This window comes from Candidatus Pelagibacter bacterium nBUS_30, from assembly GCF_051201245.1.
Lineage (GTDB): Bacteria > Pseudomonadota > Alphaproteobacteria > Pelagibacterales > Pelagibacteraceae > Pelagibacter.
Genome location: NZ_CP172842.1, coordinates 93,939 through 112,748, shown reverse-complemented (window position 1 = coordinate 112,748; position 18,810 = coordinate 93,939). Strand labels below are relative to the sequence as shown.

The following is an 18,810-nucleotide window of genomic DNA, read 5'->3' as shown; positions in this document are numbered from 1 at the left end:
ATTATATTTTTGTACTGACAATGCATCGATCATTCTTTGCAAAATCTTTCAAAGTACTGTTTATATAAAAACCTTCTTTTTTTAATAAATTAATTACTTTATTTTTTTGATCAAAACCAATCTCTAAAATAAATTTACCTTTTTTTTTAATCAGTTCAGATGATTTTATTATAACTTTTCTGATTTCTGATAAACCATCTAATCCACCATCAAGAGCTAGTTTTGGCTCATATTTAGCAACATCTCTTTCCAAATATTTTAAATCATGTTTATTAATATAAGGAGGATTAGATACAATCAAATCATATTTGCCTAAAGAGAATTTGTCAACATTTGTTTTATAAAATTTTGTTCTTGTTTCTACCTGGAGATTTTTTGCATTTATTTTGCTTATATTTAAACAGTTTTTACTAATATCTATTCCAGTTCCATAAAATTTTTTTCTTTCTTTTAAAATACTTAAAAGAATACACCCTGATCCAACACCAATATCTAGTATATTCATTCTATTTTTATGCTTAGATAACTTTAATATTTGTTCTATCAATAATTCTGTATCTGGTCTTGGTATCAAAGTATCACTTGTTATAAAAAATTCTGAATTCCAAAAAAACTTTTTATTAATAATTTGAGCGATTGGTTTTCTATAAGAACGTTCTTTTACCAATCTTTTAAAATATTCTAAATTTTCATCTAGCAAATTTTTATTATTATTTAAAATAATATACTTTCTGTCTTTTCCAAGTGCTTTAGCCATTAAGATTTCAGTATCTAATTGGGCAGTTTGAATGTACTTGCTATTTAAAATATTTACACCCTCAATAATTGCTGATTGAATATTCATTTATTTTAAATTACTCAAACTATCTTCTTGTGCTTGCAAAGTTAAAGACTCAATCATCTCATCAAATGCCTCCCCTTCTAAAAATTCTTCTAATCTATGTAGTGTTAAATTAATTCTATGATCCGTAACTCTTCCTTGTGGGAAATTATAAGTTCTGATTCTTTCTGATCGATCTCCTGTACCGATTTTTGTTTTTCTGTCTTGTGATCTTTCTTGATCTATTCTTGATCTCTCAAGCTCATATAATCGGGATCTTAAAATTTTCATACCTTTTGCTTTATTCTTATGCTGAGATTTTTCATCTTGTTGTGAAACAGATAAACCTGTTGGAATATGAGTGATTCTTACTGCGCTATCAGTTGTATTTACAGATTGTCCTCCAGGTCCTCCAGCTCTAAATACATCTATTCTTAAATCTGAGTCATTTATTTTTAAATCTACTTCCTCTGCCTCAGGTAATACAGCAACTGTTGCAGCAGACGTGTGGACTCTTCCTTGAGTTTCAGTATCTGGCACTCTTTGAACTCTATGAACACCACTTTCATATTTTAATGTAGAATAAATATTTGTTCCCTTAATAGATGCTATTACTTCTTTCAAACCTCCAGCATCACTTCTGGAAATAGAGATAAGTTCTAGTACCCATTTTTTTTTATGACTAACTTTTTCATACATTTTGAAAAGATCTGATGCAAACAAACTAGCTTCTAATCCACCAGTTCCAGCTCTAATTTCTATAATTGCATTTTTTTTATCAGCCTCATCTTTTGGTAATAAGAATAATTTTAATTTTTTTTCGTTTGTTTCATATTTAGAAGTTAATTCTAACAATTCTTGTTCTGCCATACTTTTAAGTTCTTCATCAGTCGAGCTATCCTCTAAAATTTTTTCTAATTCTCTTTTATCATTTTCAAAAGATATATAATTTTTAGCATTTTGTATAATCTCGTTTACATCTGAGTATTCTTTGGATTTCTCTGCAAATATTTTTTTATCTATATCACCAGAAGACAAATCTTTTTCTAACTTGGAATGTTTTGAAATAAGTTCTTCAATTGTCTTTATGGGGATCATAATTTTTTTTCTAATTGAGAAGCTTTTTTTTCAACTTCTGAAACAACTTTATTTATAATTTCATCTGTTAAAACTTTTTCACTCTGGACTCCAGACAAATAGAGCATATTATTACCATTTCCACCACCCGTAATTCCTACATCTGTCATGGCAGCCTCTCCAGGGCCATTAACAACGCATCCAATAATTGAGAGTGTAACTGGTGTTTTAATATGAGCCAGTCTTTCTTCTAATACCTTAACAGTATCAATTACTTGAAAAGCTTGTCTAGCACATGAAGGACAAGATATAATTTTTACACCTCTATTTTTCAAACCTAAAGATTTTAAAATCTCATTTCCAACTTTAACCTCTTTAACTGGGTCATCTGAGAGAGAGACTCTAATCGTATCGCCAATTCCATCTAAAAGTAAAGATCCTAACCCTATAGAAGATTTCACACTTCCTGATACAAAACTTCCTGCCTCGGTTATTCCTAGGTGCAATGGATAGTTAGTCATTTTTGAAAGTTGTCGATAAGCAGCAATCGACAAAAAAACATCTGAAGATTTAACGCTAACTTTTAAATTAAAAAAATTTTGATCCTCTAGAATTTTTATATTTCTTATTGCACTCTCAACTAGCGCTTCTGGACATGGTTCTTTGTATTTTTCTAAAATGTCTCTCTCAAGAGAGCCTGCGTTCACTCCAATTCTAATTGAGCAATTATTATTTTTAGCAGCACTCAGCACATCATAAATTTTTTTTTTGTCTCCAATATTTCCAGGATTTATTCTTAAACATTTAGCTCCATTTTCTGCTGCTTCGATTGCTCTTTTGTAATGAAAATGAATATCAGCAATTATTGGGATTTTAACATTTTTACTTATTTCTTTAAGAGCATGTGAAGATTTTTCATCAGGACATGAAACTCTAACAATATCTGCACCCTCTTCATGAATTGCATTAATTTGTTCAATAGTTGATTTTATATCGGTAGTTAAAGTATTGGTCATTGACTGAACAGAAATAGGATTGTTTCCTCCAATTTTTATATCACCAACACTTATTACTCTAGTTTTTTTTCTATCAATACTTCTGAAAGGCCTAAGGCTCATAAAATTTAGTCTAGTTTAAATTCTTTGTGCAGAACAGCTACTGCTTTTTTTACATTTTTGGATGAAATTAAAACAGAAATTTTAATTTCTGATGTCGAGATCACTAAAATATTTATATTTTTTAAGGCTAAAGCTTGAAACATTCTATAAGTAATGCCTGGTGTAGTTATCATGCCCACTCCAATTATAGAAACTTTTGATACATCCTTATCAAAAGATAATTTTTTATAAGATATTTTTTTGTTTTGTTTAATTAGTTTTTCTGTTTTTTTTAAATCTTCAGATTTAATTGTAAAAGTTAAATCTGTTTCTTTCCCATTTAAAGAAATATTTTGAATTACCATGTCTACATTAATTAAATTTTGAGACATAGGTTTAAAGATAGACGCTGCAATTCCTGGTCTATCTTTAACCCCAACAATTGTAATTTTGGCATCATTTTTTGTTGACGAAATACCAGTAATAATTTGGTCACTAAAAGCTTTGGTAGAGCCAGTTATCAATGTTCCAGATTTATTGACAAATGAAGATTTAACCTGAACATCAATGTTATTTAATTTAGCATCCTGAACTGATGTTGGCTGCATTACTTTTGAACCTAATGATGCCATCTCAAGCATTTCATCATAAAAGATTTTTCTAATTTTTTTTGCATTTTTATATTGTCTGGGATCAGTTGTATAAACTCCATCGACGTCAGTATAGATTATACACTCATCAGCTTTAATAAATTTAGCTAACATTATTGCTGAGGCGTCTGAACCACTTCTGCCAATAGTTGTTAATCTAAGTTTATTGTTAATACCTTGAAAGCCAGTAATAATTGGAATACCTCCATTTTTTAAATAACTTTGCAATTGTTTCACAACTACCTTGCTTATTCTTGCATTGGAATGTGGTCCCTCTGTTAATATTGGTAACTGCCATGACATCCAAGATCTTGAACTAAATCCATTATGATTTAACCTGCCAGCAATCAGGGCACAAGATGCTTGTTCGCCTGTTGACAATAAAGTGTCATATTCTGCTTTATCAAAATTATTGCTTATTAACTTAGATTTATTGACCAGATCATTTGTAACCCCGCTCATTGCAGATGAAATTACCAGAACTTTATTTTTTTTCTTTTTGTAAGCAGCAATAATCTTACAGACTTTTTTAATTTTATCGATACTTCCTACAGAAGTTCCACCAAATTTTAGTACAACAGTTTTCATTGATCAAATTTAATTATTATTTAAATAATAATTGATAAAATACATCTTAATTGTTATGTCAACTAATTATCTATCATGAGTAGTGTAAATAAAAAAGAAATAGAAAAATTTTCAAAAATAGCCACCGAATGGTGGAATCCAAAAGGAAAATTTAAGCCACTTCATAAATTCAATCCTATTCGGATAAAATATATCAAAGAAAATATTGTTAATAATTTTAAATTAAAAAATAAAACTAAACCTCTAAAAAAAATGAATATTCTAGATATTGGATGTGGAGGTGGGTTATTATCTGAGCCCATGCAAAGATTGGGGGCCAGTGTAACAGGAATAGATGCCTCGATTAAAAATATTAAAATTGCAAAATTACATGCAAAAAAAAGTGGGCTTAATATTAAATATTTATGTTCATCTCCTGAAAAATTAAAGATCAATAAAAAATTTGATGTTATCCTTAATATGGAAATAGTTGAGCATGTTAAAGACCTTGATTTTTTTTTAAAATCTTGTTCCAAACTCCTAAAAAAAAATGGACTTATGTTTGTTGCAACCATCAATAAAACTTTAAAGTCTTATATTTTTGCAATTGTTGGTGCTGAATATATCTTGAAATGGTTGCCTATAGGAACGCATGAATGGGATAAATTTGTAAAACCAGAAGATCTTAAAAATATTTTAAAAAATAATAATTTAACTTTATGCGAATTAGATGGAATGCATTTCAATATAGTCAAAGACGAATGGAATATCTCAAATGATTTATCTGTAAATTATATTGCTAAGTTTAAAAAAAATTAATTATTTTTATCATCTATCCAAGGTATCATTTGAGTTTCAATACCTTCTTCTTTTAATTCTTTGAGATCTTGTTTGGTTGCACTACCATAAATATTCTTTTTTTTCTTTTTTTCATCGTAGTGAATAGATCTCGCTTCATAAGCAAAATTTTCACCAACATATTTAAAATTATCTTGAATAAATTTTTGATAATTCATTAGAATCTTATTTGTATTTTTATATCTTATGGAATCTAAATGATCTTTTGATTTTTTTTTACTATTAATTAGTTGTGGTGCCATTAAAGATTTTTCAACTTTTTGTGAATTACAATTGTAACAAACTAAAAAATTTTTTTTCTTTAATTTTTCATATTTACTGGAAGAAGCAAACCAACTATCAAAAGTAGTTTTACAATCTTTACATATAAGTTTGTATTTAATCATAACTGGTTAAGTTCTGTAGTCAGCATTAATCTCTATATATTTTTTTGTAAAATCCATCGTGTAGGCGGTAAAAAATTTTTTTCCCATATTCATCTCAATAGTTATATCAATTTTTTTTGACTCTCTCATATAGACGGTTGCATCATCTTCTATATAAGATTTAAATAACTGACCTTTCTCAATAATTTTTATATGGCCAAGTTTAATTGATAATTTTTTAATATTAATATCTATACCAGCTTTACCTATGGCCATTATAATTCTTCCCCAATTAGGATCGTTACCTGCTATAGCAGTCTTAACTAAAGGCGAGTTAGCAATGGAAAAAGCAATTTTTTTCGCGTCATTATCTGTTTTTGCTTTGGCGACATTAATTGTTATAAATTTACTAGCACCTTCTCCATCATTAACCACTCTTTTTGCCAAGTTTAATAATACAGAATGTAAAGCTTTATCAAAGTTAGATATTTTTTTATCATTAATGTTATTTATCATTGGATTATTCACCTTACCTGTAGAAAAGATTGAGACCATATCGTTTGTGCTAGTGTCTCCATCACAACTAATTGCATTAAAAGTTGTTTCAATATTTTTTTTAAGCAATTTGTTTAAAATATCATTCGAGAGTGTCGCATCTGTAAAAATATAGCCTAACGTTGTTGCCATATTAGGGAAAATCATTCCCGAACCTTTTGCAATACCATATATTTTCACTTTTTTAGTACCAATCTCGCATTCTTCCATTGCAAGTTTTGGCTTCGTGTCAGTTGTAATTATTCCCATTGCTGCTTTAACCCAAATTAGTTTATTTTGTGTATACTTTATTTTGCTAATTAAATTTGGAATGCTTTTTATTATTTTATCCGTTGGATATTTTTCACCAATGGTACCCGTACATCCAAAAAGGATTTCGCTAGATTGAATTTTTTTTGGATTATCTTCATCCTCTACTTGCTTTTTTGTAAGCTGTAGAGATGTCTCTTCTGCTATCTCTTTGAGACCCTTATACCCCATAAGACCAGTAAAAGCATTAGCATTTCTTGTATTAACAATAAGAGCTTTAATTTTTATTTTCCTTACGTTTAAATTCCACTTAATATTTTCTGAAACTATTTTTGATTTTGTATAAACAGAAGCATGATTGGCTCCATCTCTAAAATAAAACATTACCAAATCATCTCTTACGGATTTGTATAAATTTGCACAAACTGCAGATATTGAAATGCCATCAATATGGTCTAAATCCTGAAAGTCATTCATTTTTAACTTAGAAGAACATGACTCTACAAAGTTTTTTAAATTTATTACCATGCTATTTAAAATATTTATTTAATACTTATATTAAAAGTTGTAATTAACTATATATCAAAAAAATCAAATGCTTAATCCTTTAAATTTTCTCTCAAAATTCATTAAGTCAAGTAATCAAAAAGAGCTTGAAAGAATTGAAAAAATTGTAGCAAAAATTAACTTATTAGAAGATAGTTTTAAAAATTTAGATGATTCAGACTTTCCAAAAAAGACATACGAATATATTGAACAAATTAAAAATGGAAAAACTTTAGATGAACTTTTGCCTGATGCATTTGCTTTAGTAAGAGAGGCATCAAAAAGGACTCGCAATGAGAGACATTTTGATGTTCAGGTAATTGGTGGTGTTGTCCTTCACGAAGGTAAAATAGCTGAGATGAGAACAGGAGAAGGAAAAACTTTAACTATTACTCTTGCAGCTTATCTTAATGCATTAACTAAAAAAGGAGTTCACATTGTTACTGTTAATGATTATTTAGCAAAAAGAGACTCTATTGAAATGGGGCAGATTTATAATTTTCTGGGTCTTACTTCTGGCTATATCAATAACGATCAGGATGATAATGAACGTAAAAAAAATTATGAATGTGATATTACTTACGCAACTAATAGCGAGTTAGGGTTTGACTATCTAAAAGATAATATGAAATTTTCTGAAAAAGAAATGGTGCAACGAGAACATTCTTTTTCAATTGTTGATGAAATAGACTCTTGTTTAATTGATGAAGCTAGAACACCTCTAGTAATCTCTGGATCAGCAGAAAATAAAAGTGATCAATATTTTGCTATAGATAACCTAGTTAAGCTTTTAAAAGAAAAAGATTATGAAATTGATGAAAAAGAAAAAAGTATTCTTTTATCTAATGACGGCATTAATAACATAGAAAAACTTTTATCTGAGGTTGGAATATTAAAAAATGACAATTTCTATGATCCTGAAAATTTAAGTCTGGTCCACTACGTAAATCAATCATTGCGTGCTAATCATTTGTTTGAAAAAGGAAGAGATTATATAGTTAAAGATGGAAATCTAAAAATTGTTGATGAGCTTACTGGAAGGATTCTTGAAGGCAGAAGATTTGGTGATGGCTTGCATCAAGCGCTAGAAGCAAAAGAGAAAATAAATATTCAAGCTGAAAATCAAACTCTAGCTTCAATAACTTATCAAAATTATTTTAAACTTTATAAAAAAATATCTGGTTGTACTGGTACAGCAGCTACAGAAGCTGAAGAATTTTTTGAAATATATAATTTACCAGTAGTAGTTATTCCAACCAATAAACAAATGATAAGGAAAGATTTTAATGATCAAATTTTTAGAACTGAAATGGAAAAAAATGATGCTATTATAAATAAAATTGTTGAGCTTCATAATTTAGGGCAACCAGTTTTAATATTCACATCAAGTGTTAATAAATCTGAAGTTTATTCAAATTTACTACTTAAAGAAAAAATTAAACATGTTGTTTTAAATGCAAAAAACCATGAAAACGAAGCCGAGATAATTGCAAATGCTGGTAAAGAAAAATCTGTAATAATTACAACAAGTATTTCTGGAAGAGGAGTGGATATTCAGCTTGGTGGAAAAAAAGGATCCATTAAAGACGATCAACTTAAGGTCGATAAAAATAAAGTTAAAAATTTAGGTGGTTTATTTGTAATTGGCACTGAAAGAATGGAGTCTCGTAGGGTTGATAATCAAGCCAGAGGAAGAGCGGGTAGACAAGGAGATGAAGGAAGCTCAATATTTTATGTAAGTCTTGAAGACGATTTAATGAGAATTTTTGGATCTGATTCTATGAATAATATGCTGGAAAAACTAGGACTTAAAGATGGAGAAAGTATTGACCATCCATGGATTAATAAAGCTCTAGAAAGAGCACAGCAAAAGGTTGAAGCTAGAAATTTTGATATTAGAAAAAATTTAATTAAGTTTGATAACGTTCTTAATGATCAACGTCATGTTGTGTTTTTACAAAGAAAAAATGCAATGAATAGTAATAATATTTTTGAATATTCCGATGAATTTTTAAAAGAAATAATTCAAGATATAACGAGATTAAAAACTCAAAAAATATCAAATCCAAAAAATGTTGAATTTGATAACCGCCTAAAACAAATTGTAGGAAAAAGCTTCAATAAAGATGAAATTTATAAATTAATTTCAGCAAAGGATGATGATCTAAAAGATAAAATTACTCGCAAATTTCATGACTCGAGAAATGAAAGAAAAAAAATACTTGGAGATGATAACTCGAAAGAAATAGAAAAAAGAATACTTCTTCAATCAATTGATCTTAATTGGAAATCACATATTCAATATTTAGAACAATTAAGACAAGTTATTGGATTAAGGTCTTATGGTGGAAGAGACCCTTTGGTGGAATATAAACAAGAGGCTTTTAACTTATTTTCAAACCTTTTAGATAAGTTAAAATTAGATTATATAACAATTTTAATAAACTTAAGAGTTGTAACGGAACCATCCCAAAAAGAAGCAACCAAATCTTCAGAAAAAATAAAAACAAAAACTAATAATAAAAAAATAGGAAGAAACGAGCCTTGCTTTTGTGACTCGGGAAAAAAATTTAAACACTGCCACGGTGCTTTATAAATATTAAAAAAAGATATAGGCTATTAGTGCCACACCAATTAAAGCCGAAACAATTAAAAAAAAAGTTGGGTTTAAAATTTTTTCTAACTTATTATTTTTAATTGTTAATGTGCTTAAATCCTCTGAATTACTAATAAATCCCTTGTTTCTTCCAATTTTTAAAAATTTATTTTTTCTCTCATTAATTATATCTTCTGATGTTAAATCTTTAAAGTAATCTAAATTTTTAGATATTGAGCCTCTTAGATTTTTTATCATTAAATCTCTATCTCTATGAGCGCCGCCTAAAGGCTCTGGAATTATTTCATCTATAACTTTTAACTCTAATAAATCTTTTGCAGAAAGTTTCATTGCTTTGGCTGCATCAAGCATTTTTTTGGGATCTCTCCATAAAATAGTTGCACATCCTTCTGGAGAAATAACAGAATATATTGCATTTTCTAACATGATTACTTTATTTGATGACGCTAAAGCTATTGCTCCCCCCGAGCCCCCTTCACCAATTACAATAGCTAATGTTGGAACTTTAAGTTCCATGCAACACTCAATTGACTTAGCAATTGCCTCTGCTTGACCTCTCTCCTCAGCACCAACTCCTGGATATGCGCCTGGTGTATCAATAAAAGAAATAATAGGAATATTAAATTTATTTGCCAAGTTCATTAACCTTATTGTCTTTCGGTAGCCTTCTGGTCTCATCATTCCAAAGTTTCGCTCAATTCTACTTTCTAGGTTTTCTCCTTTTTCTTGACCAATTACTAAAACTGAGCTCCCATTAAATTTTGCAAAGCCAGTTAATACTGATTTATCTTCACCATAATATCGATCGCCAGATAAAGAGATAAAATCTTCAAATAAGTTATCTATAAAAAATTTTGACTTGGGTCTATCTTCATGCCTTGCAACCATTGTGGTTTGCCAAGGGTCTAAATTTGAATAAATATCCTTAAGTTTTTTATCTAATTCAGCTTGAGTGCTAGATATTTTTTGGGTGTCTACTTCTGTCAGCCCATCTTGATTATAAGGGTCTTTTAACTTTTCAATTTCATTTTCCAGATTTTTAATATCAGTTTCAAAATTAAGATAATTTTTCATGATTTATTTATAATAGATACTTTAACTATAAAAAAGGCAATAAAATGAAAACTAAAAAATTAATAAATGATATTAATTGACATAATATTTTTGAAAAGATACAAATTTCATATCGGGAGAGACTAATTAGCCAATTTTAGCGCCGAAGGAGCAACCACCCCGGAAACTCTCAGGCAAAAGGACCGTTAGAAGCACAACACTCTGGAAAGAGATTTATTTCCGCCGAAGGAGCAAAACTCTCAGGCAAAAATACAGATGGGGTAACAAGTGTGCTATGCAAGAAAAATATATTAATATCAACAGTCTCAAAGTTTCAGAGAGTTTAACAAAATTTATAAATGATGAACTATTGATAGGTACTGACATTTCACCTGAAAAATTTTGGCTAGGGTTTGAAAAAACTATCAATGAATTAGAGCCTAGAAATAGAAAACTAATAAATTTTAGGGAAATATTACAGAAAAAAATTGATGATTGGCATATTCGAAATAAAAGTAACGAGTTTAATTTAAAAGATTATAAAAAATTTTTAGATGAAATAGGATATCTAAAGAAAGAAGGTCCTGATTTTTCAATTGAAACAAAAAATGTAGATGAAGAAATAACAAAAATAGCAGGACCTCAGTTGGTTGTACCAATTATGAACGCCCGGTATGCTCTTAATGCAGCTAATGCAAGATGGATGAGTCTTTATGATAGTTTGTATGGAACAGATGTTATCGAACAATCTGAAGATAGTGTGTCTGAAAGATATGATCCTTTAAGAGGAGAAATGGTTATTAAATATGGAAGAGATTTTTTAGACAAATATTTTCCACTTAATAATTTGAGTTGGCATAAAATTACAAGTATTGCAGTAAAAGAAGGAAATTTAAAAACTTTAAAAGGTGTTGATATTTTTGATCTAACTGATGAACAAAAATTTATTGGCCATAGAGGTGAAGCCGATAACCCATCGGCAATCATATTAAAAAATAATAACTTACATGTTGAAATTTTAAGAGATCCAAGAGCTTTTAGCGCACAACAAGATCATGCTGGAATTAGTGAAATAATTTTAGAGTCAGCTGTATCAACAATTTGTGATAACGAGGATAGTGTTGCTGCAGTAGATGCTACAGATAAAATTGTTTGTTATAGAAACTGGCTAGGTTTGATGAAAGGAAATCTAAAAACTCAATTTGAAAAAGACGGTAAATTATTTGAAAGAAAACTGAATCCAAACAGAAGCTATATTTCAAAAAATGGCAAAGGTCTTAAACTACATGGAAGAAGTTTGTTATTAGTTAGAAATGTTGGACACTTAATGACTAACCCTTCAATAATTTTGAGTAATGGAAATGAAGTGCCAGAAGGTATTATGGATGCATTTATAACTGTAGCTGCAGCAATTCATGACATAAAACACAAAACTAATTCAAGAACAGGGTCTATCTATATTGTTAAACCAAAAATGCATGGACCGGAAGAAACTAAATTTACTGATTTAATTTTTTCTAAAGTTGAAGAAGTTTTGGGTTTAGAACAATACACTTGTAAAATAGGAATTATGGATGAAGAAAGAAGAACGTCATCAAATTTAAAAGAATGTATTAGAACTTTAAAAAATCGGGTTTTCTTCATAAATACTGGTTTTTTAGACAGAACTGGTGATGAAATGCACACCTCTATGGAAGCAGGTCCAATGATCAAAAAAGGAGACATGAAGTCTTCTAAATGGATTTTAGCATATGAAAATAACAATGTTGATATTGGTTTAAAGTGTGGCCTATCTGGAAAAGCTCAAATAGGAAAAGGAATGTGGGCAATGCCAGATAAAATGAAAGATATGATGGAGCAAAAAATAGGACACTTAAAAGCAGGGGCAAACTGTGCGTGGGTTCCCTCTCCTACAGCAGCTGCTTTACACGCATTACACTATCATGAGATAAATATTTTTGATCAACAAAAAGATATTATTAAAAGAGAACAGGCACAACTTGATGACCTTTTAACAATTCCAGTTGCAGATAGGCCAAATTGGTCGATTGAGGAAATTAACAGTGAAATATCAAACTCTGCACAAACTTTATTGGGCTATGTAGTAAGATGGATAGATCAAGGTGTTGGATGTTCAAAAGTTCCAGACATTAATAATATTGGACTAATGGAAGATAGGGCAACACTTAGAATATCTTCACAACATATTGCCAACTGGATACATCATGGAATTACAACTAAGATTCAAGTTATCAATATTATGAAAGCAATGGCAAAGATAGTAGATGAGCAAAACGAAAAAGATCCTGCACATGTTCGAAGTGGAAGATCTGGTTATACAAAAATGTCTGATGACTTTGATAGATCTTTAGCATTTAAGACTGCATGTGATTTGATCTTTAAGGGAAAAGAGCAACCTTCAGGATATACCGAACCTTTATTGCATCATAATAGATTAAAAAAAAAACTTAATCTGAGTTAAAATTTAAATTAGATCTATTTTTAAAAGCAGAAAATAAGGTTCCATCATCTAAATTTTCTATCTCACCACCCACTGGTAATCCTTGTGCCAATTTAGTAATTTTTGTATTAGTATTTTTCAAACTATCTTGAATATAATATGCTGTAGTTTGCCCCTCCACAGTAGCACTTGTTGCAAGTATTACTTCTTCGATGCCTTCTCTATTTACTCTTTCTACTAATGAATTAATTAAAAGATCTTCTTTTCTTTGTCCTACTGAGGAAATAGTGCCTCCTAAAATATGAAAATATCCATGAAAAATATTTGAATTTTCAATCGACCATTGGTCAGCAATATCCTCAACTACACAAATTTTTGTATATTTTTCTTTTGAACTCTCACAATTAATACATCCATTTAAATTTGATTTTAAAGATCCACAAGAATTACACCTTGTTACATTTTTATAAACCTGAGCTAATGTACTTGCCATAGGTTTTACTAATTCGTCTCGGTTATTGATTAGTTTAAGAACAATTCTTTTGGCTGACTTAGGGCCCAAACCAGGAAGCTTTGAAATTAATTTAATTAATTCCTCTATCTCGCTAATATTTTGCATTAATTATAATGGCCATTTAAAACCAGGTATTCCAAAACCTCCTGTAGCTTTTGAAATTTCTTCAGTGGTTTTTGTTTTTAATTGTGATTTAGCACTATTATGGGCAGCTACAATTAGATCTTCTATTATTGTCTTATCTTCTTTAATAATTTCATCAGATAATTCAATTTTTTGCATCTCACCTTCACCGTCAAGAGTAATTTTAACTGAGTCAGAACCTGAAATTCCCTCAGCTTTAATCTCCTTAATTTTTTCTTGGCTTTCTTTCATTTTTGCCTCTAATTCTTTTGCTTTATCTAAAATCTTTGTAAAATCAGTCATTAATATCCTCTTTTTTTTTATTCAATACAACGTCTGTAAGTTCTGCATCAGGAAATTTTTTCAGTATCATCTTATAGATTTCTGAACTTTTTACCTCATTAACCAATTCATCTTTTTTATTGTTTTGTTTTTCTTTGACTGACATTTCCCCTTGAGATTTACTAAAAGTAATAATCCATCTTTCAGCAGTCCATTCATAAAGTTTTGAAGAAAGATCTTTTACAAAATCTTTATCTAAATTATCATTAAATGAAATTTCAATTCTATTTCTTTCAAATTTTACAAGATTTACATTTTTTTCTAATTCATATTTTAGTTTAATTTCTTTTTTTTGAGTACAAACATCAAGAAGGTCATCAAATGAATTTATCAAATTTTTATCTATCGTTTTTATCTCTGGTTTAACTTCTGGTTTGTGCTTTTCTTCTTGGGCAATATTTTTGATTTGACTAATAATTCTTGAGCTACCACCAATTCCTTGTTCTTTATCTGTATCTTTATTGTCTATTTGATTATCTACAAGATTATTATTTTCTTCTTGAACAATATTTTTCTTTAACTTAATTGAACTTAAATGCATTAATCTTATTAAAAACATTTCAATAGATAAATGCTGATTAGAAACAATATCCAATTCTTCAAGCGATGATATTGCAAACTGCCAAAATAATATTAAAACCTCAGAATCTACTTGGTTAGAAATATCTTTGATTTTTAAAAACTCTTCATCATTAAGTGAGAAATTTGTACTTTCTAAAGATAACGAATTTATATTTTTAAAGTAATAAAGTATTTCTAAAAAATCATTAATAAATACTTTTGGTTCAACACCCTGATCGTAAATTTTTCTGTAAATATTAATTACTTTTTCCTCTTCTCCCTTCAATATTAATTCAAATAAACTAATTAATTGAGACTTATCGAAATATCCAAAAATTTTTTGTGCTGCATTAAGATCTAACTCTGTTTTTTCATCTAAGCTTAGCAGAGCTCTATCTAGTAAAGACAATGCATCTCTTACAGATCCTTCTGAAATTTTTACAATTAACTTTAGGGCTTCATCTGATGCCTTACCATTTTCTTTTTCTTTTATATCTTTGATGAACTCAAATAATTCAGTCGATTTAATTCTAGATAAATCAAATCTTTGGCACCTTGAAACTACTGTAATAGGTATTTTTTTTATTTCTGTAGTCGCAAAAATAAATTTTAGATATTCTGGTGGTTCTTCAAGTGTTTTTAACAAAGCATTGAATGCTTGTTTACTTAACATGTGAACTTCATCAATTATAAATATCTTGTATTTTGCTGACGTAGGGCCATATCTAGAAAATTCAATTAAATCTCTAATATCATCCACTCCTGTTTTGCTAGCCGCATCCATTTCAAGGACATCAATGTGCCCTGAGTCAGCTATTGATTTACAATTATTACATAAATCTTCTTTGCATAAATTTTCAATGCCGTTCAAACAATTAAGTCCTTTGGCAACAATTCTAGCAGTTGTAGTTTTACCAATTCCTCTTATCCCAGTGAAGAGATAGGCATTAGGAATTTTGTCTGCTTTGATAGAGTTTATTATAGTTTCTGCAACAACTTCTTGACCAATGAGATCACCAAAAGTTTGTGGCCTATATTTTAATGCTAGTACTTTAGAGTTATTGTTCATTATATTTATTTAAAGGAGACTAGAACCTGAATAACTGTCTCTACGACTGCTTCCGTTAAGATCTGGTCGGGTTCAAGCAGCATACACCTCTAGCCTCCAAAACTATTATAGCAGGTATATTTTCTATTCTACAAGAAAAGATTATTTTTTTTTCTCTCTTAACTTATCAGCCTCAAAAACACCTAAGACGTGAAAATCCTCACAATGAAGCCCTAGCTCTTCTAAAGATTTTTGAACTTTCAAGTCCTCTATATGCCCATCTAAATCACACAAAAAAAAGAAAGAGTCGAATGTGTTTTTTTCAGGATAACTTTGTAGCTTTGTTAAGTTCACTCCGTTAATCGCAAATCCACCTAAAGATTGATAAAGAGCTGCAGGCTTACTTTTAAGTTTAAATAAAAAAGAAGTAATATATTTTTTTCTTTTATATTCAGGTTGAGAGATATTTTTACCCATTACTAAAAATCTTGTTAAATTCCCACTTTCATTTTCAATATTTTTTTTGACAATATCTAATTTATAAATTTTAGCACTTAAAGATGATGCGATTGCAGCTTGCTTAACATCTTTTGTTTTTGAAATCATTTCTGCAGAGCCAGCTGTGTCTGCTCTAATATGCTCAATAATATTATTTTCTTTTATAAATTTTGAACATTGAGACAATCCTTGTGCGTGAGAATATACTTCTTTTATATCACTAAGTTTTGCGCCAGGTTGGCCTAATAAATTATGTTCTATTTTTTGAAAATGCTCTTTGTAAATATTTAGTCTATGCTTGAATATTAAATATTCAATACCAATATTTCCTGTAATTCTATTAGATTCAGGAATAATTATTTTACAATCCGGATCCAGACTTGCTTTATTAAAACATTCATCAAAAGTTTTACATGGCATTATTTCTGCATCTGGATTAACTGACAATGCAGCTAAATGTGAGTATGCTCCAAAAGTACCTTGAAAATAAATTTTTGCCATTAAACTTTATATTCCATAATTTTTTTTAAGGCTAGATAATCTTCCTCTGTATCAACTCCTATTGGAGAAGACTTTGCAAGAGCAACGTTTATAATAATATTATTGTCCAATGCCCTCAGCTGCTCTAATCTATTTTCAATTTCATTTTTTGATTGATTTAGTTCAACAATTTTTTTTAATGTTTCGATTGAATAGCAATAAATTCCTATATGGTGATAAATATTAGCTATTTCTGATGATCTTCTTAAAAAATTCTTTGCTTCAGAAAACTCATCATTGTTTAAATTTTTGTTAGTTATAACTTTTACAATGTTTTCATTTTCTAAGTCTTTGAGATCTTCAATTTTGGCAGCAAGAGTGCCCATTTGAGATTGAATACTAACCATTTTTTTATTTAAACTTACAATGTCCTCAATATTAATTGCTGGCTCATCACCTTGTAAATTCATTATCAAATCTGCATCTTTTACTTCTAATTTTTGCACTGCCTCATGAATTCTATCAGTTCCTGTCTTATGATTTTTGCTGGTTAAAATGGCTCTACCTCCATTTTTAACAACATCATCTACTATTTCTTGATCCTCTGCTGCAACGACTACATCGCCAATATTTGCTTCCTGAGCTCTTCTAAATACATGCGATATTATCGATAAATCATTTATTTTTAATAAAGGTTTGCCAGGTAGCCTGGTTGCTGACAATCGTGAAGGTATAATAGTTAACGTTTTCATTAATAATTGAATTATTATTATACCTGTTAAATAGCAATAGAGGCAAATTTATACATTAAATTTTAGTAATTTTTTTATTTATCATGATATATGTTCCAGTTAAATATTTAAAAAAATGGATTCTTTTGAAATTAATAAAATAGTAGCTGCAATATTAATGGTAGCACTTTTGATCATCGGTATTGGCAAATTATCAAATATCATATTTCATGTAGAAAAACCTAAAACTCCTGGATATGCAGTTGAAGTAGAGCAAGCTACAGCGGTGGCGGTATCTACAGAAACAGCTGTGGAAGAAAAAATTGATATAGCAGCATTAATGGCAATGGGAGATTTGGCATCAGGGGAAAAAATTTTCAAAAAATGTGCAGCTTGTCATTCAATTATAAAAGGTGGAAAAAATAAAATTGGTCCTGCATTATATAATGTTGTTGAAAGAAAAGTTGGAGGAGTAGCAGATTACAAATACTCAAAAGCTTTATCTGCTTATGATAAAAACTGGACGCTTGAAGAGCTAAATGGGTTTCTTAAAAAACCTGCCAAATATATTAAGGGAACAAAGATGGCTTATGCTGGACTTAGAAAAGAAAAAGATAGAGCTTCGGTTATAAAATACCTAAATCAAAATTCAGATAATCCAATAACACTACCTTAATTTTTCAAAACAATACAACAAAATACTTTTTTGAACATGAACTCTATTAAGAGCTTGTTGCCAAACATGAGATTTTTTTCCTAAAAAAACTTCGTCACTTACTTCAGATCCACGAGGAAGACAGTGAAGAAAAATGCAATCTTTTTTTGCATAACTCATTAATTTCTTATCTATCTTAAATTTTTTAAACTGTTCAATTTTTTTCTTTTTATTCACTTTATCATTCAGAGATATAACTTTATCTGAAAATATAACATCAGCTCCCATAGCAGCTTTTTTAGGGTCATTATAAATAAATATTTGTTTTTTATTTTTCTTTACCCATGCCCTTACTTCTTTACCTGGTTCAAAATTTTTTGGACATCCTATACTAAGTTTAAATGAAAATTTTACTGACGCAGCTATTAAGCTATCCAAGACATTGTTGGCATCTCCAATCCAACAAATGTTTAATTTTGAAATTGGTTTTTTCTTTATTTCTTCGGCAGTAAAAATATCAGATAAAACTTGAGTTGGATGTGAAGATGGACTTAAACCATTTATTATTGGAATTGATAAATAATTTTTAAAATTTTCAATTTTTTTATCACTGTCTGTTCTTAACATAAAACCATCCCCATAAGTTGACAGTATTTTAGCTGTATCTGATATACTTTCACCACCTTGACCAAGATGTAATTCATTAGATCTAAGTGTTAAAGTTCCTCCTCCAAGTTGTTTAATTGCTAAATAAAAGCTTATTCTTGTTCTCGAACTTGCTTTTTCAAACATTTGGATAAGCATTTTACCCTTTAATGGAGACCCCTTATCAACCTCCAATGTATTTAACTTTCTTCTAAGGTTTTTTCTTTTTTTTGCATCAACAATAATTTTTCTAAGATCTTTAGCAGGAATATCTTTTAAATTTATAAAATGTTTCATT

17 protein-coding genes and 1 riboswitch are annotated in these 18,810 nt (G+C 29.2%); of the genes, 4 read left to right on the top strand and 13 right to left on the bottom strand.

The annotated features are described in order from the left end of the window. Position 1: 1 nt before the first annotated feature. From prmC to ACIJYE_RS00565, 4 genes are read right to left on the bottom strand one after another with little or no spacing between them, the layout of a single operon-like run. Positions 2-844: a peptide chain release factor N(5)-glutamine methyltransferase gene (gene prmC / locus ACIJYE_RS00580; protein ID WP_435090464.1), complete on the bottom strand. Its 843-nt coding sequence runs from the start codon at positions 842-844 to the stop codon at positions 2-4. Further along, positions 845-1,918 (bottom strand): peptide chain release factor 1, encoded by a 1,074-nt coding sequence (gene prfA / locus ACIJYE_RS00575; protein WP_435090462.1) that lies wholly within the window; start codon positions 1,916-1,918, stop codon positions 845-847. Next, the gene (ispG, locus tag ACIJYE_RS00570) at positions 1,915-3,015 is read right to left on the bottom strand and encodes a flavodoxin-dependent (E)-4-hydroxy-3-methylbut-2-enyl-diphosphate synthase (protein WP_435090461.1); all 1,101 of its coding nucleotides are present in this window, start codon (positions 3,013-3,015) and stop codon (positions 1,915-1,917) included. Before ispG ends, prfA begins: the two co-directional genes overlap by 4 nt. Positions 3,016-3,020: 5 nt before the next feature. After that, positions 3,021-4,232, bottom strand: a complete 1,212-nt coding sequence (locus ACIJYE_RS00565) for an aspartate kinase (RefSeq protein ID WP_435090460.1) — start codon at positions 4,230-4,232, stop codon at positions 3,021-3,023. 75 nt (positions 4,233-4,307) lie between these two features. Here ACIJYE_RS00565 and ubiG point away from each other — a divergent pair, with 75 nt between their 5' ends. Then, a complete protein-coding gene (ubiG, locus tag ACIJYE_RS00560; RefSeq protein ID WP_435090458.1) occupies positions 4,308-5,030 on the top strand; it encodes a bifunctional 2-polyprenyl-6-hydroxyphenol methylase/3-demethylubiquinol 3-O-methyltransferase UbiG in 723 nt (240 codons plus the stop codon). Here ubiG and ACIJYE_RS00555 read toward each other — a convergent pair. Further along, on the bottom strand, positions 5,027-5,455 hold the full coding sequence (locus ACIJYE_RS00555; protein WP_435090456.1) for a DUF1178 family protein: 429 nt from the start codon (positions 5,453-5,455) through the stop codon (positions 5,027-5,029). The genes ubiG and ACIJYE_RS00555 overlap by 4 nt on opposite strands. 6 nt (positions 5,456-5,461) lie before the next feature. Beyond that, entirely contained in the window at positions 5,462-6,766 is a 1,305-nt protein-coding gene (gene argJ / locus ACIJYE_RS00550) for a bifunctional glutamate N-acetyltransferase/amino-acid acetyltransferase ArgJ (RefSeq protein WP_435090455.1), read from the bottom strand. A gap of 67 nt (positions 6,767-6,833) precedes the next feature. Between argJ and secA the strand changes: the two genes are divergently transcribed. Further along, on the top strand, positions 6,834-9,380 hold the full coding sequence (secA, locus tag ACIJYE_RS00545) for a preprotein translocase subunit SecA (RefSeq protein WP_435090453.1): 2,547 nt from the start codon (positions 6,834-6,836) through the stop codon (positions 9,378-9,380). A gap of 3 nt (positions 9,381-9,383) precedes the next feature. Here secA and ACIJYE_RS00540 read toward each other — a convergent pair whose 3' ends face one another. Then, on the bottom strand, positions 9,384-10,475 hold the full coding sequence (locus ACIJYE_RS00540; protein ID WP_435090451.1) for an acetyl-CoA carboxylase carboxyltransferase subunit alpha: 1,092 nt from the start codon (positions 10,473-10,475) through the stop codon (positions 9,384-9,386). A 103-nt stretch (positions 10,476-10,578) separates the two neighbouring features. Next, positions 10,579-10,670, top strand: a riboswitch (glycine riboswitch). A gap of 79 nt (positions 10,671-10,749) precedes the next feature. Here ACIJYE_RS00540 and ACIJYE_RS00535 point away from each other — a divergent pair. Next, positions 10,750-12,936 carry a malate synthase G gene (locus ACIJYE_RS00535; RefSeq protein ID WP_435090450.1) on the top strand — a complete coding sequence of 729 codons (2,187 nt, stop codon included), beginning with the start codon at positions 10,750-10,752 and terminating at the stop codon, positions 12,934-12,936. Here ACIJYE_RS00535 and recR read toward each other — a convergent pair. The 5 genes from recR to kdsB all read right to left on the bottom strand — a co-directional run bounded on the left by recR (position 12,923) and on the right by kdsB (position 17,233). Beyond that, entirely contained in the window at positions 12,923-13,534 is a 612-nt protein-coding gene (recR, locus tag ACIJYE_RS00530) for a recombination mediator RecR (RefSeq protein ID WP_435090449.1), read from the bottom strand. The genes ACIJYE_RS00535 and recR overlap by 14 nt on opposite strands. Positions 13,535-13,537: 3 nt before the next feature. Beyond that, positions 13,538-13,855 (bottom strand): YbaB/EbfC family nucleoid-associated protein, encoded by a 318-nt coding sequence (locus ACIJYE_RS00525; RefSeq protein WP_435090447.1) that lies wholly within the window; start codon positions 13,853-13,855, stop codon positions 13,538-13,540. Then, positions 13,848-15,524: a DNA polymerase III subunit gamma/tau gene (dnaX, locus tag ACIJYE_RS00520; RefSeq protein ID WP_435090446.1), complete on the bottom strand. Its 1,677-nt coding sequence runs from the start codon at positions 15,522-15,524 to the stop codon at positions 13,848-13,850. The genes ACIJYE_RS00525 and dnaX overlap by 8 nt, the downstream gene beginning before the upstream one ends. A gap of 141 nt (positions 15,525-15,665) precedes the next feature. After that, positions 15,666-16,502, bottom strand: a complete 837-nt coding sequence (locus ACIJYE_RS00515) for a prephenate dehydratase domain-containing protein (RefSeq protein ID WP_435090444.1) — start codon at positions 16,500-16,502, stop codon at positions 15,666-15,668. Then, the gene (gene kdsB / locus ACIJYE_RS00510; RefSeq protein ID WP_435090442.1) at positions 16,502-17,233 is read right to left on the bottom strand and encodes a 3-deoxy-manno-octulosonate cytidylyltransferase; all 732 of its coding nucleotides are present in this window, start codon (positions 17,231-17,233) and stop codon (positions 16,502-16,504) included. The genes ACIJYE_RS00515 and kdsB overlap by 1 nt, the downstream gene beginning before the upstream one ends. A 115-nt stretch (positions 17,234-17,348) precedes the next feature. Between kdsB and ACIJYE_RS00505 the strand changes: the two genes are divergently transcribed. Continuing rightward, a complete protein-coding gene (locus ACIJYE_RS00505; protein WP_435090440.1) occupies positions 17,349-17,888 on the top strand; it encodes a c-type cytochrome in 540 nt (179 codons plus the stop codon). Here ACIJYE_RS00505 and argF read toward each other — a convergent pair. After that, positions 17,880-18,809: an ornithine carbamoyltransferase gene (gene argF, locus ACIJYE_RS00500; protein WP_435090438.1), complete on the bottom strand. Its 930-nt coding sequence runs from the start codon at positions 18,807-18,809 to the stop codon at positions 17,880-17,882. The genes ACIJYE_RS00505 and argF overlap by 9 nt on opposite strands. Position 18,810: the final 1 nt, after the last annotated feature.

Bases quoted from the DNA above. Each gene is read 5' to 3' on its own strand.
- ACIJYE_RS00505 (WP_435090440.1), top strand. From the start codon at position 17,349: ATGGATTCTTTTGAAATTAATAAAATAGTAGCTGCAATATTAATGGTA.
- argJ (WP_435090455.1), bottom strand. From the start codon at position 6,766: ATGGTAATAAATTTAAAAAACTTTGTAGAGTCATGTTCTTCTAAGTTA.
- kdsB (WP_435090442.1), bottom strand. From the start codon at position 17,233: ATGAAAACGTTAACTATTATACCTTCACGATTGTCAGCAACCAGGCTA.
- ACIJYE_RS00555 (WP_435090456.1), bottom strand. From the start codon at position 5,455: ATGATTAAATACAAACTTATATGTAAAGATTGTAAAACTACTTTTGAT.
- ubiG (WP_435090458.1), top strand. From the start codon at position 4,308: ATGAGTAGTGTAAATAAAAAAGAAATAGAAAAATTTTCAAAAATAGCC.
- ACIJYE_RS00525 (WP_435090447.1), bottom strand. From the start codon at position 13,855: ATGACTGATTTTACAAAGATTTTAGATAAAGCAAAAGAATTAGAGGCA.
- argF (WP_435090438.1), bottom strand. From the start codon at position 18,809: ATGAAACATTTTATAAATTTAAAAGATATTCCTGCTAAAGATCTTAGA.
- ACIJYE_RS00515 (WP_435090444.1), bottom strand. From the start codon at position 16,502: ATGGCAAAAATTTATTTTCAAGGTACTTTTGGAGCATACTCACATTTA.
- ispG (WP_435090461.1), bottom strand. From the start codon at position 3,015: ATGAGCCTTAGGCCTTTCAGAAGTATTGATAGAAAAAAAACTAGAGTA.
- ACIJYE_RS00565 (WP_435090460.1), bottom strand. From the start codon at position 4,232: ATGAAAACTGTTGTACTAAAATTTGGTGGAACTTCTGTAGGAAGTATC.
- prmC (WP_435090464.1), bottom strand. From the start codon at position 844: ATGAATATTCAATCAGCAATTATTGAGGGTGTAAATATTTTAAATAGC.
- prfA (WP_435090462.1), bottom strand. From the start codon at position 1,918: ATGATCCCCATAAAGACAATTGAAGAACTTATTTCAAAACATTCCAAG.
- dnaX (WP_435090446.1), bottom strand. From the start codon at position 15,524: ATGAACAATAACTCTAAAGTACTAGCATTAAAATATAGGCCACAAACT.
- secA (WP_435090453.1), top strand. From the start codon at position 6,834: ATGCTTAATCCTTTAAATTTTCTCTCAAAATTCATTAAGTCAAGTAAT.
- recR (WP_435090449.1), bottom strand. From the start codon at position 13,534: ATGCAAAATATTAGCGAGATAGAGGAATTAATTAAATTAATTTCAAAG.
- ACIJYE_RS00535 (WP_435090450.1), top strand. From the start codon at position 10,750: ATGCAAGAAAAATATATTAATATCAACAGTCTCAAAGTTTCAGAGAGT.
- ACIJYE_RS00540 (WP_435090451.1), bottom strand. From the start codon at position 10,475: ATGAAAAATTATCTTAATTTTGAAACTGATATTAAAAATCTGGAAAAT.